The 20,924-nt window shown below is 68.7% G+C and carries 16 protein-coding genes; 9 read left to right on the plus strand and 7 right to left on the minus strand.

Annotated elements, in window-relative coordinates; all coding sequences use genetic code 11:
• Positions 1-85: 85 nt before the first annotated feature.
• The gene (locus H623_RS0109165; protein WP_022900643.1) at positions 86-814 is read left to right on the plus strand and encodes a maleylpyruvate isomerase family mycothiol-dependent enzyme; all 729 of its coding nucleotides are present in this window, start codon (positions 86-88) and stop codon (positions 812-814) included.
• 129 nt (positions 815-943) lie between these two features.
• Here the strand turns inward: H623_RS0109165 and H623_RS0109170 are convergent, their stop codons facing one another.
• A complete protein-coding gene (locus tag H623_RS0109170; protein ID WP_022900644.1) occupies positions 944-1,885 on the minus strand; it encodes a patatin-like phospholipase family protein in 942 nt (313 codons plus the stop codon).
• Between the two features lie 356 nt (positions 1,886-2,241).
• Between H623_RS0109170 and H623_RS0109175 the strand changes: the two genes are divergently transcribed.
• Positions 2,242-2,676 (plus strand): VOC family protein, encoded by a 435-nt coding sequence (locus H623_RS0109175; protein ID WP_022900645.1) that lies wholly within the window; start codon positions 2,242-2,244, stop codon positions 2,674-2,676.
• Between the two features lie 24 nt (positions 2,677-2,700).
• Here H623_RS0109175 and H623_RS18885 read toward each other — a convergent pair whose 3' ends face one another.
• Entirely contained in the window at positions 2,701-3,591 is an 891-nt protein-coding gene (locus tag H623_RS18885; protein ID WP_022900646.1) for a helix-turn-helix transcriptional regulator, read from the minus strand.
• 19 nt (positions 3,592-3,610) lie between these two features.
• Between H623_RS18885 and H623_RS18890 the strand changes: the two genes are divergently transcribed.
• Positions 3,611-5,056, plus strand: a complete 1,446-nt coding sequence (locus H623_RS18890) for an MFS transporter (RefSeq protein WP_022900647.1) — start codon at positions 3,611-3,613, stop codon at positions 5,054-5,056.
• Between the two features lie 76 nt (positions 5,057-5,132).
• Here the strand turns inward: H623_RS18890 and H623_RS18895 are convergent, their stop codons facing one another.
• The gene (locus H623_RS18895) at positions 5,133-6,209 is read right to left on the minus strand and encodes a phosphotransferase (protein WP_022900648.1); all 1,077 of its coding nucleotides are present in this window, start codon (positions 6,207-6,209) and stop codon (positions 5,133-5,135) included.
• A gap of 147 nt (positions 6,210-6,356) precedes the next feature.
• Between H623_RS18895 and nudC the strand changes: the two genes are divergently transcribed.
• Together nudC and H623_RS0109200 are read left to right on the plus strand one after the other, a co-directional pair.
• A complete protein-coding gene (gene nudC, locus H623_RS18900; protein ID WP_022900649.1) occupies positions 6,357-7,475 on the plus strand; it encodes an NAD(+) diphosphatase in 1,119 nt (372 codons plus the stop codon).
• A complete protein-coding gene (locus H623_RS0109200; protein WP_022900650.1) occupies positions 7,472-9,262 on the plus strand; it encodes an ATP-dependent helicase in 1,791 nt (596 codons plus the stop codon). Before nudC ends, H623_RS0109200 begins: the two co-directional genes overlap by 4 nt.
• Positions 9,263-10,126: 864 nt before the next feature.
• Here the strand turns inward: H623_RS0109200 and H623_RS18910 are convergent.
• Positions 10,127-11,581 (minus strand): zinc-dependent metalloprotease, encoded by a 1,455-nt coding sequence (locus H623_RS18910; protein ID WP_022900652.1) that lies wholly within the window; start codon positions 11,579-11,581, stop codon positions 10,127-10,129.
• 300 nt (positions 11,582-11,881) lie between these two features.
• Here H623_RS18910 and H623_RS0109215 point away from each other — a divergent pair, with 300 nt between their 5' ends.
• From H623_RS0109215 to H623_RS0109230, 4 genes are all read left to right on the plus strand, one after another.
• The gene (locus H623_RS0109215; protein WP_051143181.1) at positions 11,882-13,009 is read left to right on the plus strand and encodes a YlbL family protein; all 1,128 of its coding nucleotides are present in this window, start codon (positions 11,882-11,884) and stop codon (positions 13,007-13,009) included.
• A gap of 229 nt (positions 13,010-13,238) precedes the next feature.
• Positions 13,239-16,202, plus strand: coding sequence for a UPF0182 family membrane protein (locus H623_RS18915; protein ID WP_022900654.1), 2,964 nt, complete (start codon positions 13,239-13,241; stop codon positions 16,200-16,202).
• Between the two features lie 4 nt (positions 16,203-16,206).
• A complete protein-coding gene (locus tag H623_RS0109225; protein ID WP_022900655.1) occupies positions 16,207-17,178 on the plus strand; it encodes a D-2-hydroxyacid dehydrogenase family protein in 972 nt (323 codons plus the stop codon).
• A gap of 87 nt (positions 17,179-17,265) precedes the next feature.
• A complete protein-coding gene (locus H623_RS0109230) occupies positions 17,266-18,042 on the plus strand; it encodes an SDR family NAD(P)-dependent oxidoreductase (RefSeq protein WP_022900656.1) in 777 nt (258 codons plus the stop codon).
• A 52-nt stretch (positions 18,043-18,094) separates the two neighbouring features.
• On the opposite strand, the gene H623_RS0109235 is transcribed toward H623_RS0109230, so the two are convergent.
• The 3 genes from H623_RS0109235 to H623_RS18920 form a co-directional block, all read right to left on the minus strand.
• Positions 18,095-18,817: an amino acid ABC transporter ATP-binding protein gene (locus H623_RS0109235; protein WP_084485861.1), complete on the minus strand. Its 723-nt coding sequence runs from the start codon at positions 18,815-18,817 to the stop codon at positions 18,095-18,097.
• 32 nt (positions 18,818-18,849) lie between these two features.
• A complete protein-coding gene (locus H623_RS0109240) occupies positions 18,850-19,734 on the minus strand; it encodes an amino acid ABC transporter permease (protein ID WP_022900658.1) in 885 nt (294 codons plus the stop codon).
• 73 nt (positions 19,735-19,807) lie between these two features.
• Positions 19,808-20,647: an ABC transporter substrate-binding protein gene (locus H623_RS18920; RefSeq protein WP_033371634.1), complete on the minus strand. Its 840-nt coding sequence runs from the start codon at positions 20,645-20,647 to the stop codon at positions 19,808-19,810.
• Between the last annotated feature and the right edge of the window lie 277 nt (positions 20,648-20,924).

Here is a 20,924-nt window from a genome sequence, read left to right on the forward strand (position 1 = left end):
CACGTATCGGACGGCCGAATGACCGCTGATCGATGACGCAGCGGCGAGTACCAGACGCGTGTGATCTTCCTGCGATACTGACCGGATGACGCTCCCGTACGTCGACTATCTCGAGTCCGCCGCGGCCGAGTTCGCTGCGGTGATCGAGCAGGCTGATCCGGCGGCGCGGGTGCCTTCCTGCCCCGGTTGGACGATCGCCGATCTCGTCGACCACCTCGCCGGCATCCATCGCTGGGCACTGTCGAAAGCCACGGGCGAACCGGAGACCGACGCGGATGCCGGGCTGACGACATCCGCGTCGTTCCGGCTCGGCGCCGCCCGGCTCGTCGCCGCGCTGCGTGAGCTGCCGGCGGACCAGTCGTGCTGGACGCTCTACCCGCCCGAGAACGTCGCGACCTGGGCTCGGCGCCAGGCCTTGGAAACCACGATCCACCTGTGGGATGCGGCCGCCTCCCTGGGAAGCACGGTGAGCATCGATCCGGAACTTGCCGTGGACGGCGTCGCCGAGGTCGTCGAAGACCTGTACCCGCGGCAGGTGAGACTGGGGCGCCAGACGCCGTTGGATGCCACCGTCGAGTTCGCGCCGACGGATGCCGCCCGTCACGTCCGCCTGACCGGTGCGTCCATGAGTGCCGGTGCCGCCCGTGATGCCCGTGACGCGGAGTCGTCGAGCGCCGCGGCCACCGTGACCGGCGCGGCGGCGGACATCCTGCTGCTGCTCTGGGGCCGAGAGGATCTGGAGTCCGCCGACATCGCCATCACTGGTGACCTCGACGCGATTCGCACGACGCTGGCCGCGTCGCTGACGCCATGACGCTTCCGTTTCGTGAACAACGGCGAGGATCGTGATCCGTCGGCTCCGACGGCGCTAGCACAACCCGGTGACGGCCGCACTGTGCACACTGGCCGCACTGTGCGCACTGCGCTCGCTGCCGACGGAGGACTACCCCCAGAACCCGGACATCTGATCCGCGAGCGCCAGGCCCTGGTCGAAGCCGGCCCGGGCGGCGTGCGGCCGCAGTGACAGGTTCATCGCGTTCGCACCGAACAGGTGCTCCGACGCGGCATCGGGGAATACCGTGTGCACGGTGCTGCCGCCTGCACGCAGTTCGTCGACTTGAGCGCCAAGCTGCATGCGCCAGCCCAGCGGATGTCGCGTGCGGCCGCCGAGCGGCGAGAGGATCAGCACGCGTTCGAATCCGGTGGCGAGATCGGCATTCTCGTTGCGTCGGTATCCGCCGTCGATGTAGCGGCGGTCGCCGATTCGGTACGCGAAAGCGCTCGAGCAACTGGCGGCGACGGCATCGGTGAGCTCGACGCCGCTCCCGCTATCGAAGAGGACCGGTTCGCCGGTGTCGGCGTCCACTGCGGTGATGAACAGGGTGCGCTGGGGCCAGTCCTGACCAGCAAGTCGCGCCGCGACGATCGCGCGCCAACGCGCCAGCGATTCGACATCGGATGACATCGAGTTCTCGAGCGCAGCGGCGCCCATGCGACGGCGCATGTCGGCGGCGTCGCGGGACGTCGCAATGATCGTGTTCGTCCGCGCCAGGTAATCGCTGGCCGGTTCGGACCGACCGCGGCCGCGCACCCGTGCTGTCGACACGCCGGACCGCGTCGATGGTGCGGAGGCCGAGACGTCTGCCTCCCGCACCGCTCGCGGACGCGCCTCGGGCGGCGGAACGAGAGTTGCCTCGTACAGTTCTGCCGGGCTCGAACCGGCGAGTTGCACCGCTGTCGTGGCGCCCGCCGAGGTTCCGACGGTGAGGCCTGCATCGGTCACCTCCACCCCGGCATCAGCGAGACCGGCGACGATGCCGATCAGCCAGGCATTGCCGGTGGATCCGCCGCCCCCGAGGACGAGAGCACGCTCACGGGCGGTCACTCCACGCGAAGCGGCGGCGGCAGCTGAGCAAGCGGCGGCAACGGAGGAAGGGGTCGCAGAAGAAGAGTTGTTCATGGGATTCGCCTTTCGCGAAGACACGGGGGCGCTCCCGGCGACGAGCCTGGTAATGATCAGCTCAGTCGCGCGATCGTGGACTTCGGGGGAGCACCCGTTGCGGACACTGCATTCATGGGTCTCACCTCCTGCCGACGGATCACGATCGCCACGACGGTAGCACGCGCGCATTCGAGAAAACGCTCGGTGACGACCCCGGCCACGCCGTTCGGGAACAAGAACGGCTGTGTCGGTCGGAACCGGGCCTATCGCCGAGCCTCACGGCCGTCTACCGTGGGCTCATGGCATCCGTTCGCACGTTCCAGGTGACGTTCGACTGCGCCGATCCCGAACGGGTCGCCCGTTTCTGGTGCGAGGTGCTCGGCTACGTCGTTCCGCCGCCTCCGCCGGGATTCGACTCGTGGGATGACTTCGATGCCGCCTTGCCGCCGGAAGAGCAAGGCAGGGCGTTCGCATGCGTCGATCCAACGGGAGTGGGGCCGCGGCTGTTCTTCCAGCGTGTTCCCGAGGGCAAGGTGGTCAAGAATCGCGTGCACCTCGACGTGCGCGTCGGCACCGGTCTCGTCGGGCCGGAGCGACTTGCCGCACTCGAGGCCGAGTGCGCACGGCTCATCCCGCTCGGCGCTACCCGGTTCCGGCTGGTGGAGGCCGACGGCGTGAACGAGTCGTGCCTCGTCATGCAGGATGTCGAGGGCAACGAGTTCTGCCTCGATTGACGTTCCGTCCCGCCGATCGACGGATCACCCGGGATTCGCGACGAGGGCGGGGATCAGCGCGGCCGTACGCGCGTCGGCGGGCGTGAACACGACCATCCTCAGCTCGCTTCGGGGCGCGAGCCACGAGGTTGCGACATCGAAGCGGAGCAGGCCGAGCCGCTCGTGTCGGATGGGCTTGTGTTCGGTGGCGGCCTCGGTCACATCGTGCCTCTCCCAGAGCCTTGCGAACTCAGGGGATGCCGCCACGAGGCGGCGGATGAAGCTCTGCCAGCTTTCGTCGTCGAGGTGGCTCGCCATGGTGGCGCGCAGCCGGGCGACCATGCGGGCCGTGACGACGTCCCAGTCGGGGAGGGCGGCGCGCCAAGCGGGGTCGGTGAACGCGAGCCACACGCTGTTGCGTTCCGTCTCCGGTAGCGCGGCGAGATCGCCGATCAACCGTGCATACGCGGGGTTGTACGCCAGGAGGTCGTATTTCGCGTTCTGTACGCAGGCGGGCAGCGGGAGCACGGCATCCAACACCCTGCGGGTCGGTTCGTCGACCGCGTAGTCCGCGACGGTCGGCGACGCGGGAGCACCCGCGAGTGCGAAGAGATGCGCGCGCTCATCGCGATCGAGGCGCAGCGTGCGGGCAACCGCTTCGAGCACTTGAGCGGATGCTCGGATGTTTCGTCCCTGCTCGAGCCAGGTGTACCAGGTGACGCCGATGCCGGCGAGTTGGGCGACCTCCTCGCGGAGCAGACCCGGCGCTCGTCGTCGCGCGGCCACCGGGAGACCGAGCGAATGCGGAGTGATCCGCTCTCGTCTGCTGCGCAGGAAGACACCGAGCTCGCGCCGTCGGGTAGCGGCCGCGACCGGAGTGGCGACGGTGGTGTTTGCACTACCAGCATCAGCGGGCTTCTGGTACCCGTTTCGCATACCTCCGATGCTAGCCGGTATGACAGCACAGATCACAGCCGACGAGAAGGACGGCGCAGCGAGGGACGCTACCAACGACGGCAGGGGGAACTTCGGCGGTCTCGGCGTTCTGGTGATGCTCGCCGGGCCGTTCCTGGCGAATCTCGACTTCTTCATCACCAACGTGGCGCTCCCGACGATCGGGCGTCAGCTGCATGCCGGGCCCGGCGCCCTCGAGGTCGTCGTCGCCGGCTACGGCACCGCCTACGCCGTGCTGCTCGTCACCGGAGGTCGCCTGGGCGACGACTACGGACGGCGACGCATGTTCGCCATGGGCATCGCCGCGTTCACGCTGACCTCGTTGGCGGCCGGACTGGCCCCTGGCATGTCCGTCCTCCTGATCGCACGCGTACTGCAAGGCGCGAGCGCCGCGCTGATGACGCCGCAGACCCTCGCCACCTTCCACAGCGGCCTCACCGGCCGGGCACAGCACCGCGCCGTCGGACTCTATGCAGCGGCAGGCGGCCTCTCCGCGGTGGTCGGGCAGCTGCTCGGCGGGGCGCTCGCCGACGTCGATGTGCCCGGCGGCGGCTGGAGATTGATCTTCCTCATCAACGTTCCGGTCGGGATCACGGCGATGCTCCTGCTGCGCCGCACCGTTCCGCAGACAAGGGCCGCGCAGCGAGCCGGCCTCGACCTGCCCGGCGCTCTCGTGCTCGCGCTCGCGATCGCCGCTCTGCTCGTTCCGCTGACCCAGGGGCCATCGCTCGGCTGGCCGTGGTGGTGCTGGACTGCGCTCGCTCTCGTTCCCGTGTTCGCCGCCGTTCTCATCCGCATGTCGCTGGTCGCCGAACGGAGTGGACGCACTCCGTTGCTCCCGCCCTCGATCTTCACCGTGAGATCCATGCGCCGCGGAATGCCCGTCGTGATCGGGTTCTTCGGGGTCTTCGGCGCGTTCATGTTCGTCTTCGCACTCGCCGTCCAGGACGGGCTGAAGGTCAGCGCGATGACCGCGGGACTCGCCATCACTCCGGTATGCGTCGCCTACTTCGCCACATCGTTTCTCGTGCCCGCGCTGCTGCGCCGACTCGACCGCAATGTGCTCACGATCGGGCTCGTTCTCCAGGCAGCCGGACTGGCCGTGCTGCTCGTCGTCGTCATGACGAGCTGGCCCTCGTTGTCCATCGTCGTCGCGGTCGCCGCCTTGGTCGTGGTCGGGATCGGTCAGGCGCTGTGCGTCGGATCACTGTTCCGTCTGGTCCTCTCCGAGATGCCGATCCGCCTCGCCGGCGTCGGCAGCGGTGTGCTCGTCACCTCGCAGCAGACCGCGATGTCTCTCGGCGTCGCCGGGCTCGGGAGCCTCTTCACCGCCATGGCCGCGCAGGGAACGATGGTTCTCGCGGTGACCGTCACGGTTGCCGTCTTCGCAGGAATCTCCTTCATCCTGGCCGGCCTCAGCAGGCGAGTTCCCCGCGTCGCGCGCTGATCCGGATGCGCGCCGCGGCCGAGAGGGCGGGCACGAGGGTCTCCGACGCTTACGCGCGTCCTCCCGAACCGGCGCGTCAGTCGTCGCGCTCGAACTCGTCGTCGGACGGCTCGCGCTCGTCGTCCACGGGCGGCAGACCCAGCGATGCGTCGTCGCCTGATTCTCTGGGCGAGGCATCCAGCAGCGCTTCCACCTCGGTGACCGCCATGATCGGCCCGGTGTTCGGAGCGAGCGGATCGAGGTCGTCATCGTGCACGCGCTCGACCAGGCTGTCGAGCATGGCGACGGCGTCGTCGACGATCAGCTGATCGTGCAGTTCCCGACCGTGGATGAGCCAGCGCGCCAGCTCCAGCTCCGCGTACAGCGTCGCCCGGAACAGCAGATTGGGGTCGGATGCCGACCCGCGCGCGAGCGAGTAGGCCTCGAGTGCGCTCTCCGCGGCATCCGCCTTCATGCCGAGAACCCAGTGCAGGTCGCGCGCGGGATCGCCGACACGCAGAGCGGACCATCCGATCAGGCCGACAACGGACTCCTCGCGCACGATGAACGAGTCGATGGTGAGCGCACCGTTGATGACCGCGGGCTGAAAGCGCCACAGGTCCTCGTCGTCGACGGCCTCCTTCCATCGCTTCGCGAGCGCCGCGGGCACCAGGCCGGTCGCGGTTGCCGACGCGATGAGCGACTTCGTCGCCGCCAGGCACTCGGCGGTGCTCAGGGTGGGCATGCCGGCATCCGTGACGAACGACGTCGGCAACGAGTGGATAGCCGCGATCGCTCGCCCGATGGAGGCGGCGAGACCGTCGCCCGGCTGCACGTTCTCCAGTGCCACCTTGTCGCCGGGCAGAAACGTGTAGAGCACGGCACGCGTGCCTCCGACCGGCGTCTGACCGACGTATTCGGGAACGTCGAACGGCATGCGAGCCCGCACTCCCGCGGTCAGGGCGCGCAACGCCACGAGGTCGGCTCCCTGCTCCGTCTCGGCGTCTTGCGAGGCCGGAACGCGGATGATGAACTCCGTTCCGTCGCGACTGGTGAGCAGCGCTGAGTCGAAGTCGCCGTGCAGGTCGTAGCTATAACTGCGGGTTCCGGCGATGTCCAGGTCGGGCACGGCCGACGTGGCCAGCGCGGCTAAGGTGAGATGGGATCTGGCCATACCGTCCAGGGTAGGCGCGGCCGGCGCTGCAGGGCCCGCGCGCCACGCGCTCACCGGAAGCATCGTCGGTGCCGCCAGCCGCGCATCCCGGCCTACCTCTCGCCATCGAGAACACCAGACATCGAGCGCCCAAGGAGTCACCTCAGGATGCGACGCACTCTCGGACCGCTCCCGCTGTCTCGGTCGGCCGTCGATCGCGACGGTGTCGCGCGGACGAACCCTGCGCTGTTCGACGAGCTGCTGGCGGACGAGGCGACCCGCGTGCTCCCGCTCCTGCATGGCCGCACGCTCACCGTGGACGCGGGGTCCGATGGTCCCGGGGCCACCGACACCGTACCCGTCGAACGCAGAGCCACCGACTCCGCAGCTCGCGCCTCCGCGACGGGGGATGCCGCCGGCACGCACCTGCGTCTGTTCCGTACCGACGAGGTCACCTCGGCGCTCACGCGGGTGTACCTCGGCCGCACGCTGCAGGCGACGGAGGCGGAACCCGCAGGGACCCCGATCATTCTGGCCGTGCTGACCGACGCGGCAGCGGGCGAGCTCGAACCCGACGATTCGCGCTGGCGCGGCCTGCGCGATCTCGCCACGGTGCTCGACGATCGCGACACCGGCCTGCTCACGGAGTCGGTCGCGATCGCGAACTGGCACGCTGTGAACACGCACTGCCCCCGCTGCGGCACGCCGACCGTGGTGGAACACGGCGGCTGGATGCGTCGCTGCTTCGTCGACGAGAACGAGATCTTCCCGCGCACCGACCCGGCCGTGATCGTGCGCGTGCTCGACGACGAAGACCGCCTCCTGCTCGGGTCCAACGCTCTCTGGGAGAACAACCGCTGGTCTCTGCTCGCCGGATTCGTGGAAGCGGGCGAGGCGTTCGAAGCCGCGGCCCAGCGCGAGATCGAGGAGGAATCCGGCGTGCTCGTCGGCGAGCCGACCTATCTCGCCTCACAGCCGTGGCCGTTCCCCGCCTCGATCATGGTCGGCATGGAGGCCCGTGCGCTGCCGGGCCACACCGACCCGCGGCCCGACGGGGAGGAGATCCTCGCGCTGCGCTGGTTCAGCCGTGAGGATGTCTGGCAGCAGCGGGCGGACATCCTTCTTCCCGGCGCCTCGTCGATCGCTCACTGGATCGTGCGCGACTGGTACGGGGGGCCGCTCGACGAGCCGCCGTCGCCTCGAGACCCCGCCGGAGACGGCGACTCGGCGCGAGACAGCGACCCGGCGCGAGTCGGAAACGCGGTGACGGACAAGGACCGGGCGTGACGCAGTCCGCCCAACAGCTCCTCGAGGGGCTCGACGACGCTCAGCGGGTCGCCGCCGAGGCGCTGCTCGGACCGGTGTGCGTTCTCGCCGGCGCCGGCACGGGGAAGACGCGGGCGATCACCCACCGCATCGCGTACGGGGTGGCCACCGGCGTGTATGCGCCGAACCGGGTGATGGCGCTCACGTTCACGAGCCGGGCCGCCTCGGAGCTGCGCGGCAGGCTGCGCGCGCTCGGAGCATCCGGTGTCGCAGCGCGCACGTTTCACGCCGCCGCTCTGAGCCAGCTGAACTACTTCTGGCCGATAGTGGTCGGCAGCGGCCTGCCGAACGTGCTCGACGGCAAGGGCCGCGTTCTCGGACAGGCGGCCGAACGACTGCACCTGCGCGTGGACACGCCGACCCTGCGCGACGTGGCCGCGGAGATCGAGTGGCGCAAGGTGAGCGAGCTGAGCCTCGACGACTACGAGCGCACGTTCGACGCCCGGTCCGACGGCATCCCGCCCCGCACGCCGCCCGGGTCGCTCAGCCCGCGGCAGGCGACCGACCTGCAGCGGGCGTACGAGGCGTTGAAGGACGACCGTCGCCAGCTCGACTTCGAAGACGTGCTGCTCGCGTGCGCCGGCATGATCGAAGCGGAGCCGTCGGTGGCGATGCACGTGCGCGAGCAGTACCGGTTCTTCGTCGTCGACGAGTATCAGGATGTCTCGCCGCTCCAACAGCGTCTGCTCGACCTCTGGCTCGGCGACCGCTCCGATCTGTGCGTGGTCGGCGACGCGAGCCAGACGATCTATTCGTTCGCGGGGGCATCCAGTTCGTATCTGCTCGGCTTCGGCCGTCAGCACCCGGATGCCACGGTCGTGCGTCTCGAACAGAACTACCGGTCGAGCGCGCCCATCGTCGAGACCGCGAACCGGCTGATGCGCGGGCGGCCCGGTGCGCTTTCTCTGCACGCGCTCACCGGCTCCGAGCCCGCCGAGCAGGCCGGACCCGCCGAGCAGGCCGGAAGGGAGCCGATGAATGTCGCCGACCCGCCCGCGCCGCCGTCGGTCACCGGCTACCGCACCGATGCAGAGGAGGCCCAGGCCGTCGCGGCCCAGTTGCGCGCCCGCATCCGCGACGGTGCGAAAGCACAGGAGATGGCCGTGCTCTACCGCATGAACGCGCAGGCGGCACCGCTGGAGGCGGCGCTGAGCGACGTAGGTGTCGCCTACCAGATGCGCGGCGGCAAGCGGTTCTTCGATCAGCCGGAGGTGCGGCAGGCGGTGATGACGCTCCGCGCCGCTTCCCTGGCGACGACCGACGAGCCCTTGTTCCAGTCGGTCAGCGACGTGCTGCGCTCACTCGGCTGGACGCTCGAGCCGCCGCAGACCGCGGGCAGCGTACGCGAGCGGTGGGAGTCGTTGAACGCGATCATGGGTCTGGTGGACGACGCTCCGGAGGGCATGACGTTCCGGGAATTCACCGACGACCTTCTCGCCCGTCAGGCGGCGCAGCACGAGCCGACCATCGCCGCCGTCACACTGTGCACCCTGCATGCGGCCAAGGGCCTCGAGTGGGATGACGTGCACATCGTCGGGCTGGGGGACGGGCTCATGCCCATCGGATACGCGCGCACTGCCGCCGCGGTCGACGAGGAGCGGCGGCTGCTTTACGTCGGCATCACGCGAGCGAGGCGTCGGCTGGCGTTGAGCTGGTCCGCGAACGCGGCCGGCCCACGAGAGCCGTCACGTTTTCTGGCAGAGCTCGGCATCCGCACAGACCGTGCGGAGAGTGCGAACGCTCGCTGACGCTGCCGTCTGCGTGCAATCGGATGCTCGTGGCTCGGCGCGAGACGTCGCCCTCGCGTACCCGCGCGTCCAGCCAGTGTGCAGCCACTGCGGCGGCCCGCGCCGAGAGTAGGCACGGCTCCGGTGCGGGCGGACGCATGTCGAGCTGCGCGGCGATCGCAGGCCACGCCGGGTCGGCGTCCGTGCGGGCCAGCGAGACGCAGCGCAGGCACGGCCCGTCGCCGTCGACGAACGGTCCGATCTCCACGCCGTCGTCGCTGAACACGATGGGCAGATGAGGCACGTCGCGTCGAAGCCATGGGCCATGCCGCCACGGCGGGATCATGAAGGATCCGACGAGGACGGCGGCCGCGACGCCCTCGGAAGCACCGGCACCGGCACGAGCCTCGGCGCCCGTCTCCGACATGCCCGCGGCTTCGCGGGCCGTGATCACGTGGTGGCCGGCCTCGCGCAGGAGCCTGTGGAGCCGCGCTGCCGTCTCGCCGGTGCCGTCGATCACGATCGACCCGACGCGCACGCTCGCATCGGGCAGCAGCGCGTCGGGCAGCAGCGCATCGGAGACCGACGCGAGCAGTGCGGCGGCCTCGACCGGGGCGTCTTTCGCCGACGTGCTCGGATCGGCCGACGCCAAGACCGCCAGCGCCGACTCCGGAGCCCCCCGCTGCAGGGCGGCGAGCATCCGTTGGGTCGCCACTGCGACGTTCGGAAAGACGCACACCACGCGGTCCACACCCAGCTGCAGGGTGTGCGGGTCGCGCCAGACGAGAGGTATCGCGGGGTCGAGCCGAGGGATCATGCGCACATCATGCCCAAGGTCGGCTCATCGCCTCCGGCGTTGTCCACAGACGCCGGCGGCGGCCGCGGTCAGTCCGGGCGGGAGTCGTCGCCCTGGTTGTCCTCGCCCTGGTCGTCCTCGCCCTGGTCGTCCTCGTCCTGGCCGGAGTTGCCTTGGTCGGCCCCGCCCTCGTCGGAGTCTTCGCCGACGACCTCACCGAAGTCCTTGCCGCTCAGCATGGCGGCGATCGCCTCGTCCAGCTCGTCGTACTCCGGCTCCACGCCCGACGCGGATGCCGTCAGCCTCGCCACGAGTGCACTCGGGTCGTCCACGTCGTCGGATGACGGCAGCAGGTCGGGGTGCGACCACAGGCCGTCCCTCGCCTCGTCGCCGACAGCATCCGTGACCGCGGACCACATCGCCGCCGCTTCGCGCAGCCGACGCGGCCGGAGCTCGAGTCCGACGAGTGTCGCGAACGCGGACTCGGCGGGGCCGCCCGCGGCGCGGCGCCGGCGCACGGTCTCGGCAACGGCATCCGATTTGGGAAGCCGAGCGGTGGCACGGGCCGTGACGATGTCGACCCAGCCCTCGATCAGGGCGAGCAGCGTCTCCAGGCGTGTCAGCGCGGCCTGCTGCTCCTGCGTCTTCGGCGGGATCAGTGCGCCGGACGCCATCGCCTCGCGCAGCTCCTCCGGATTCGACGGATCGAACCCTTCGGCGAGTTCCTGCATGCGTTCGACGTCGATGCGCACCCCACGCGCGAATTCGGTGATGGCGCTGATGAGCCGCAGGCGCAGCCACTTCGCGTGGCGGAACAGCCGCGCGTGGGCGAGCTCGCGCACGGCGAGGTACAGCGCCACCTGGTCGTCGGGAATGTCGAGGCCTTCGCCGAACGCGGAGACGTTCTGGGGGAGCAGCGCCGCCGAGCCGTCCTCCAGGAGCGGGATGCCAACATCGCCGCCCGAGACGACCTCCTGCGACAGCTGTCCCACCACCTGACCGAGCTGCATCGCGAACATCGTGCCGCCGATCGCGCGCACCATGTGGCCGGCGTTCTGCAGCATGCCGCGCATCTCTTCCGGCGCCTGTTCCTGCAGCACGTTCGTGAGGGCATCCGCGATGCTCGTGGCCACGGGCTCGGCGAGCTGCGTCCACACCGGCATGGTCTTCTTGACCCACTGGCGCCGGCTGAGCAGCACGGGTGTGGTGGTCAATTCCGAGATGCTCGTGACCTCGTCGAGCCACAGCGCGGCCACCTGGAACGCCTGGTCGAGCGCAGCACGTTGCGCGGGTGTCGGGTCGGAGGCATCCGTCGACGCGATGGTGGTGCCCTGCTCGAGAGCGATGCTCCAGTCGATGCCGTCAGAGGGGGAGCGCAGCGCGCCTTGCAGCTGACTCATGAGCGCCTGCAGGCTCGCCGCGTCGCCGGGCAGCCCGGCCGCGCCGGCCAGCTGGCTCGGGTCGAACGAGGCGTTGCCGGAAAGGAACTGGCGCAGCATGTCGCGCAGTTCGTCGTCGCGGTCGTCCTGGTCGTCGTCGGACATGCGATGCCTCTTCTCGTCGATGCATCATCAACGCTAGCCCGGGGCACAGCCGGTGGAGGCAGGAAATCGCTACGCTAGCCTCGTCCGTCGTCCGCCCGTCGCGAACAGGAGCTCCCTGACGTGTCCCTCTTCTCCGATGACGCACCCGGCAGGGGTGGGGACCGCGACGGATCCGACGTGGGCGGCGATGACGGCATCCGTGGTCTCGGGGATGACTCACAGGGGGCCGAAGGCGACGCCCGGGGCTCCGAGGGCGCGTCCGAAAGCGCTGACGATGACGGCTCCCGCGACGTCGGGAGCGTGCGCGAGAACACGAACGGGGAGGACGAGGACTTCATCGTCACGGTGGTTCCCCGGTCGCGTCGCGTCGGATCCTGGCTGGTGGTCGCCGCGCTCGTTCTGCTGCTCGTCATGGCGTTCACTCCCGCGCCGTACGTGATCGAGGCGCCGGGGCCGGTGTTCAACACGCTCGGTCAGAATCATGCGGTCGGTTCGACACCGACGAGCGCCGACGAGAAGAAGCCCCTCATCGTGATCAAGGGCCACAAGACCTATGCGACGAAGGGTTCCCTCGATCTGCTCACCGTCTCGGAGATCGGCAATCCGCAGCGCAAGCCGAACTGGTTCGAGGTGATCACCGCGTGGTTCTCATCGTCGCGGGCGGTCATCCCGATGGGCGTCGCATTCCCCGCGGGGCAGAACGTGCGGGAGCAGAACGCCGAGAACGCGCAGCTGATGACGAACTCGCAGCAGGATGCCATCGCCGCCGCACTCAATCAGCTCGGCTACGACTTCACCCAACACGTTGTCGTCGAGCAGCTCACCGACGGACCGGCCAAGGGCGTGCTGAAGGTCGGCGACGAGATCCTCACCGTGAACGGCGCGCAGGTGAAGGGCGTGCAGTCGCTGCGCGACCTGCTGAAGGAGAACGGCGCGGGCACTCCCGCGGCGATCGGGATCCGGCGCGACGGCGAGAAGACGATGGTGCACGTCACGCCGACGACAACGGCGGGAGCGGTCGTGATCGGCATCGGCGCCGGCATGGAGTACGACTTTCCGTTCACGGTGAAGATCCAGCTCTCGGACGTCGGCGGCCCGAGCGCGGGGCAGATGTTCGCGCTCGGCATCATGGACAAGCTCACGCCGGGCTCGCTGAACGGCGGCGCCCGCGTCGCCGGCACCGGCACGATCGACAGCGAGGGCAACGTGGGGGCGATCGGGGGCATCCGGCAGAAGATGTACGGCGCGCGCCAGGCGGGCGCCACGGTTTTCCTCGCGCCGAAGGCGAACTGCAACGAGGTGACCGGGCACATTCCTTCCGGCCTGCACGTGTACGCCGTGAAGAGCCTCGACGACTCGATCAAGGTGTTGGATGCCGTGCGCACGGGCTCCAGCACCGCGGATCTGCCGACCTGCCCCGCGTCCTGACGCCGTCGGCACGAGCGGCTCGAGGCTGGGCCCCTCGTTACGGTCGCTTGCCCCGACGGTCCGGTTGCGCGAGAGGCGCGCTTCGGGGGCGTTCTCGTAACGAATGCCTAGGTATCTGTGAGCGCGCTCGGATGTCGCTGACACCCTCCGGCCTAGGATGGATGTTCAGGCGCGTTTCCGACCCGTGGGCTCTTCGCCGAGTCCACGAAGCCCCCGAAGAGGATCACCCGTGACATCCGAAGCACTCCGAGGCCCAGGACACCGCCGTCGCGCGGCCGTCTGGATCACGCTCGGAATCGTGGCCGCCCTGGTCATCGCCTTCTTCATCTTCTCCAGCCTCTATACCGACGTGCTCTGGTTCTCTCAGCTCGGCTACCTCGAGGTGCTCACCACGCAGTGGGCGGCCGGGGGAACCATGTTCCTCATCGGCTTCCTCGGCATGGCGGTGCCGGTGTGGCTGTGCATGTTCCTCGCGTACCGGCTGCGCCCGGTGTACGCGAAGCTCGACTCCGGGGTCGGGCGCTACCAGCAGGTGTTCGAGCCGCTGCGCAGGTTGGCGACCTACGGCATCCCGATCGTGTTCGGCCTCTTCGCGGGCGCGGCGTCGGCGAGCCAGTGGAAGGCCGCGGCGCTCTGGATCAACGGGGTGCCCTCGGGAACGACCGACGCCCAGTTCCATCTCGACACGTCGTTCTACATGTTCGCGCTGCCGTTCTACCGCAACGTGGTGGCGTTCCTCTCGGCTGTCACCATCATCGCGCTGCTCGCGACTTTCGCCACCAGTTACCTGTACGGCTCGGTGCGGGTGAATGGGCGTGAGGTGCGCATCTCGCGCGCGGCTCGTGTGCAGATCGCCGTGCTCGCCGCCGTCTACCTTCTGCTGCAGGCCGTGAGCATCTGGTTCGATCGGTACGCCACCGTCACGGATTCCGCCGTCAGCGGCAGCGTGAACGGCGCGGCCTACACCGCAGTCACGGCGACCATTCCGGGCCGGGCGATCCTCGCCGGGATCGCAGCGGTCGTCGCCCTGCTCTTCGTGTTGACCGCGTTCATCGGCCGCTGGCGCTACCCGCTCGTTGGCACCGCGCTGCTCATCGTCTCCGCGATCATCGTGGGCGTCATCTACCCGTGGGGCGTGCAGAAGCTCGTGGTCGCGCCGAGCGAGAAGACCGTGGAGGCCACGTACATCAAGCGTTCCATCGAGGCCACGCGCAAGGCGTTCGACGTCGATGACGTCAAGGTGAGCACATACGACGCGAAGACCGACGCGAAACAAGGGGCGCTGCGCAAGGACGCCGACACGACGGCGAGCATCCGCATTCTCGATCCGTCCGTGGTCTCCGGCGCTTTCGCTCAGCTGCAGCAGTTCCGCCAGTACTACGGCTTCGGTGACCAGCTCGATGTCGATCGGTACACGATCAATGGCAAGGAGCAGGACAGCGTCGTCGCAGTGCGCGAGCTGCATCAGTCAGGGCTGTCCGATTCCGGCAAGTACAACGACACATTCGTCTACACGCACGGCTACGGCCTGGTGGCCGCCTACGGCAACAAGCGCGAGTCCGACGGCCAGCCCGACTTCTTCGAGTCGGGCATCCCCACCGCGGGCAAGCTCGGCAAGTATCAGGCGCGCGTGTACTTCGGCGAGGACTCGCCCCGGTATTCGATCGTCGGCGCTCCGGAGGGATCGAAGCCCGTCGAGCTCGACTATCCGGCCGGGTCCGGCGACAAGCAGGCCACGTACACCACCTATACGGGCGATGGCGGCCCGAAGCTCGACAACCTGTTTACGAGACTGGCGTACGCGATCAAGTTCCAGGATGAGCAGATCGTGCTCTCCGACGCTGTCAACAAAGACTCGCAGATCCTCTATAACCGCGACCCCATCTCTCGTGTGCGGCAGGCTGCGCCGTATCTCACGCTCGACAGCGACGCGTATCCGTCGGTCGTGAACGGCCGCATCGTGTGGATCGTCGACGGGTACACGACCAGCGACCAGTATCCGTACTCGCAGGAGGTGTCGTACGGCGACGCGATCGCTGACTCGCAACAGGCATCCACGGGTTACGGCATGGACAACGTGAACTACATCCGCAACTCGGTGAAGGCCACGGTGGATGCCTACACCGGCAAGGTCACGCTGTATGCCTGGGACGCGTCGGATCCGGTGTTGAAGACCTGGGAGAAGGTCTTCCCGGGGACGGTCAAGTCGATGAAGTCGATGAGTGGCGCCCTGATGAGCCACGTGCGGTACCCGGCGGACCTGTTCAAGGTGCAGCGTGACATCCTCGCCCGCTATCACGTCACCGGTTCCGGTGCGTTCTTCTCCAGCACGGACGCCTGGCAGGTGCCGGACGACCCGAGCAGCTCGGATTCCACTTCGTTGCAGCCTCCGTACTACCTGACGATGCAGATGCCGGGCCAGAGCTCCCCGGAGTTCTCGCTGTACTCGACCTACATTCCGCAGTCGACGAGCGCTTCGAACCGCAGCATTCTCAAGGGCTATCTCGCGGTGGACTCGAACGCCGGCAAGAAGTCGGGCACGAAGAGATCGGACTACGGGAAGCTGCGACTGCTGCGTCTGCCGTCGGATGACACGATCCCCGGTCCCGGACAGGTGCAGAACAACTTCGACTCCGATCCCAACGTGTCGACCGCGCTCAACCTGCTGAGACAGGGCTCGACGAAGGTGATCAACGGCAACCTGCTGACCGTGCCGGTCGGCGGTGGTCTGCTCTACGTCGAACCGGTCTATGTGCAGTCCAGCGGGTCGACGAGTTACCCGCTACTGCAGAAGGTGCTCGTGGCGTTCGGCGACAAGATCGCGTTCGAAGACACTTTGGACGACGCGCTCGACGTGCTGTTCGGCGGCGACTCCGGGGCGACCGCCGGCGACAAGGGTGCCGGTTCGTCCAGTGATACAGGGCAGAGCGGCGATACCGGATCCTCCGGCGGCGCCTCGGAAGGCTCGGGATCGTCGAACGGCTCCTCGCCCTCGCAGAACACCGACGAGCAGAAGCTGCAAGCGGCGCTCCAGGCGGCACAGCAAGACCTCGCCGACCGGGAGGCCGCGCTGAAGAAGGGCGACTGGGCCGCGTACGGCGACGCGGACGCCAAGCTGCAGAAGGACATCGCCGCGGCGCAGGCCGCGTCGGACGCGATCTCGAAGGACACGTCGTCCACGAAGTCGAAGTAGCGTCGTGGCACGCATTCTGACCGTTCTCGACGATTACCAGGGTGCGGCGCTCGCCTCGGCGGACTGGAGTGCGCTCGATGCCAGGCGCGGTGGCGAGTTCGAGATCGACGTCGTGACCGAACACCTCGCCGGCGACGAACTGCGACAGCGGATCGTCTCCAGCGAGGTGATCGTGGCGATGCGCGAGCGCACGCCGTTCCCCGTTGGCCTGTTCGAGTCGCTGCCCGCGCTGCGACTGCTCGTCACGACCGGCATGCGCAACGCGTCGATCGATCTGGATGCCGCCACCCGGCACGGCGTCACCGTGTGCGGAACCGGGTCGGCCGGCAACGGCGTCGTCGAGCTCGTTTTCGGCATGGCGATTGCCTTGATGCGGAACTTCGCCGGCGAGGACGCGGCGATCCGTGCCGGCGGCTGGCAGCACACGATCGGCCAGGGGCTGGCGGGCCGAACACTCGGCATCCTCGGGCTGGGGCGCCTCGGCATTCCCGTGGCGCGGCTCGGGCGCGCGTTCGGCATGGAGGTGGTCGCGTGGAGCCGCTCGCTCACGCGCGAGCGGGCCGCTGAGCACGGCGTGACGGCGGTCTCCCGCGACAGGCTGTTCAGCGAGCCGGACGTGCTGACGATCCACCTGCCGCTGAACGACACGACCCGCGCCATCATCGGGGCGCGGGAGTTCGCGGCCATGCGCGACGACGCCTACCTGATCAACACGTCGCGCGGCCCTATCGTCGACGAGACCGCCCTGGTGAACGCGCTCCGCACAGGCGAGATCGCGGGCGCCGCGCTCGACGTGTACGACACGGAGCCGCTCCCCGCGGATCATCCGCTGCGCTCGGCGCCTCGCACCCTCCTGCTGCCGCACATCGGGTACGTCACGACCGACAACTATCGCGCCTTCTACGGCGACGCGGTGGACGACGTTCGTGCGTATCTGGCCGGGCAGCCGGTGCGGGTGATCGCGGCGCCGGCGTGAGGCGCGTCTCGTCGCCGACCGTGTGACGTCGGCGCGCGGAGCCGGGCCGGCCGGTCCTGGGACGCGCGGGTCGATAATCTGACGCTCATGACCGAAACATCCGCCTCGCCGTTCGACCTCTCCGGAACGTCCGTGCTCGTGACCGGGGCGCGACGCGGCCTGGGGCGCGCCACCGCAGTGGAGTTCGCCCGCGCGGGTGCGGACGTGGCCATCGGGCTGCGTGACGTGCGGGATGACGCGGGGCTGGCATCCGAGATCGAGGGCTTCGGGGTGCGCGCTCTCAGCGTCGAGCTCGACGTGACTGATCTGGCCGGCGGCAGAAGAGCCATCGACCGCGTCGTGGATGAGTACGGCCGGCTGGACACGCTCGTGAACAACGCGGGCGGCGGCATCATGGGCGCCGCGATCGACGTCACCGAAGACGACTTCGACGTCGTGTGGCGGCTGAACACGAAGTCCACGTTCTTCCTGTCACAGCACGCGGCCAGGCGCATGAGGGATGCCGGTGGCGGCTCGATCGTGAACGTCGCCTCGCAGGCCGGGCTCGTCGCGTTGCCGGGGGAGTCGTCGTACTGCGTGGCCAAGGCTGCCGTGGTGCACATGACCCGGTGCCACGCGGTGGAGTGGGGCGAGTACGGCATCCGCGTGAATGCGCTCGCACCGACCTTCATCGAGACGGATGGCACTCAGACAGCGCTGTCGGATCCGGAGTTCCGCGCGGACACGCTCGAGCGCATCGCCGCGTTGCATCGCATCGGAGTACCGCGTGAGGTCTCCGGCGCCGCCGTGTTCCTCGCCTCGCCGGCGGCGTCGCTCATCACCGGGCAGACGCTGGCGATCGACGGAGGCTGGACCTCGCGTTAGGTACCGGCTCGCGCATCAGGCCCGGCCTGGGGCGTGGGATATCGCTCGACCCTCAGCCGACGGCGTGCACCCGCGCGAGGAACTCGCGGGTCTCCGGATGCTCGGGGTCGTCGAACACCTGCTCCGGCGGTCCCTGCTCCACGAGCACCCCGTTCTTGAGGAACACCACGAGATCGGCGGCTCGCCGGGCGAACGACATCTCGTGCGTCGCCATCACCATGGTCGATCCGGTGCTCTTGAGGCCGGCGACCAGGTCGAGCACCTCGCCGACGAGCTGGGGATCGAGGGCACTGGTGATCTCATCCAGGAGCAGCAGTTCGGGGCTGCTCGCGATCGCGCGCACGATGGCCACGCGCTGCTGCTGGCCGCCGGAGAGCCGGTCGGGGTAGGAGCGCAGCTTGTCGGCGAGGCCGATGCGGCCGAGGAGCTCGACGGCGATGCGCTCGGCCTCGTCCTTCGGCATGCCGTGCACCCTGCGGTTGGCCAGCGTCACGTTGTCGAGCACCGTGAGGTGCGGAAAGAGGTTGAACTGCTGGAACACCACGCCGATGCGAGCGCGCGTGGCATCCACGTCGACTCGGGGGTCGCTGATGTCCTGGCCCCTGAGGAAGATCTGACCGTCGTCGATCTGCTCGAGCAGATTGACGGTCTTCAGCAGCGTGGACTTGCCCGAGCCGCTCGCCCCGATGAGCACGACCACCTGGTGGCGGTGCACGTCGAGGTCGACGCCTCGCAGCACCGTGTTCTCGCCGAACGCCTTGTAGACGCCGCGCATGCTGAGCACGGGAGCGCCGGAGTCCGTGTCACTCACACCGCACCCCCCGTCTGCTCGCGTCGCTGCGCACGCGCCGTGTACCAGTCCGTGAGCCGGATCATCGGCCAACTGAGCAGCACGAAAAGCAGACCCGCCACGACGTACGCGGTGAAGTTGTAGGTCTCCGCGACGTTGATCTGGGCCGCACGCACGGCATCCACCGCGCCGAGCACCGAGATGAGGCCGACATCTTTTTGCATCGAGACGAAGTCGTTCATGAGCGCCGGTGTCACTTTGCGGATGCCCTGTGGGAACACCACGAGCCGCAGCGTCTGACCGTGCGTGAGGCCGAGCGACCGGGCGGCGTAACGCTGCGACGGATGCACCGCCTCCATTCCCGCGCGCAGCACCTCGGCGACGTAGGCCGAGTAGCAGAGCACGAGCGCGATCGTGCCCCACACCTGGGCCGGCACGCGAGGGAAGACCCCGAGCGCCGGGATGCCGAAGCCCACCAGGTAGAGCACGATCAGCACCGGTAGGCCACGGAACAGGTCGGTGTAGGCGGTGGTGAGGAACCGCAGCGGGAACCACACCGGTGACCGCAGCGAGCGCACCGTCGCGAGCAGCGTGGCCACGATCGCGACGCCGATGGAGGCGAAGAACAGCACCTGGATGTTCGTCCAGAGCCCCAGCAGCACGCTCGGCAGTGCCTCCCAGGCCGTCTTCGGATCGAAGAACGACTGCTGCACGAGCGCCCAGCCGGGTGTGTTGACGATCGCGATCCACACGATCACCGCGACGACGACGGTACTGACCAGTGCGATCAGCACCGAGCGCGCGGACTGCTTCTTGCGGAAGCGCGCGCGGTCGAGTGCGACCTGACTCGGCTGGTGCGGCGCGGCATCCGCCGTCGAGACGCGCCCCGACTCCGCCGACACGTCGGTCGGCGGAGTCGGGGCGGGAGAAGTGGAAGTCACGGTGGAGACGGTACTGCCTGTCGGGATGCGGCGACTACTTGAACGTGGGGACGTGCACGCTGTCGGAGAGCCACTTCTTCTGCAGGTCGGCCAGCGTGCCGTTCTTGCGCAGGGCGTTCACGGCCGCCGTGACTTTCTTGGTCTCGGGCGAGTTCTTCTGCAGCACGAGGCCGTAGTCGTCACCACCGGCGGTGTCGGAGAACTGGCCGACGACGACGGCGTTCTTCAGCTGGGCGCTCGTGATGTAGAAGGCGGCGGGGAGGTCGACGGCGATCGCGTCGATCTGCTTGCTCTTCAGCGCCTGCACGGCGTCGTCTTCGGAGTTGAAGACGGCGGGGGAACCTCCGACCTCCTTCATCAGCACGTCGTAGCTGGTCGTGCCGGCCGGGACGCCGATCTTGTAGCCCTTCAAGGCAGCGGCGCTCGTCGCAGAAGCGATGGGCGTGCCCTTGTAGGCGACGATCGCCTGCGTCGTCGTGTAGTACGGCGACGAGAAGTCGACGGCCTTCTTGCGCTTGTCGGTGATGCTGAACTGCTGCAGGTTGAAGTCCCAGTCCTTCGCGCCCGGTGCGATCGCCTGGTCGAAACCGGTGCGCACCCACGTCACCTCGCTCTTGGAGAAGCCGAGCTGCTTCGCCACCGCGTATGCCACGGCGGATTCGAAGCCCTTGCCGGACTGCGGCTTGTTGTCGAGCACCCACGGCGAATAGGCGGGCTGGCCGGTGGCGATGGTGAGCTTGCCTTCCGTCACGGTCTGCAGGCCGTGCGTGGTCGTGGCCGAGTCGGAGCTGCAAGCGCTCAGTGCGACGAGGGCGGCAGCAGCGACGGCAGCGGCGAGGCCGAGACGCGTGCGGCGACGAGGAGTGCGAGACACAGGAGGACCCTTTCATGAAGGGGGAGCGGGTTCGGGTGAGGGAGTCGCGCCGTTGCGATGCTCGAAACGATTCTACGGATGCGCGCGACAGCCGGCGATTCTCGGTTACCTCGCGTGACCGGCGCTGCCCGTATCGGGCGTCCGATTTCGGGCGCTGCCCGTCGCCTGATATGTCGTAGGGGTGAACATATGAGATAGCGTGAATGCGTCGGCGTTCACCGCTCACGTCCGTCGACTCCACCATCGCCTCCGTCGTCGAGCCCGACTCCTCGCCAGC

The organism is Humibacter albus DSM 18994, from assembly GCF_000421825.1.
GTDB lineage: Bacteria > Actinomycetota > Actinomycetes > Actinomycetales > Microbacteriaceae > Humibacter > Humibacter albus.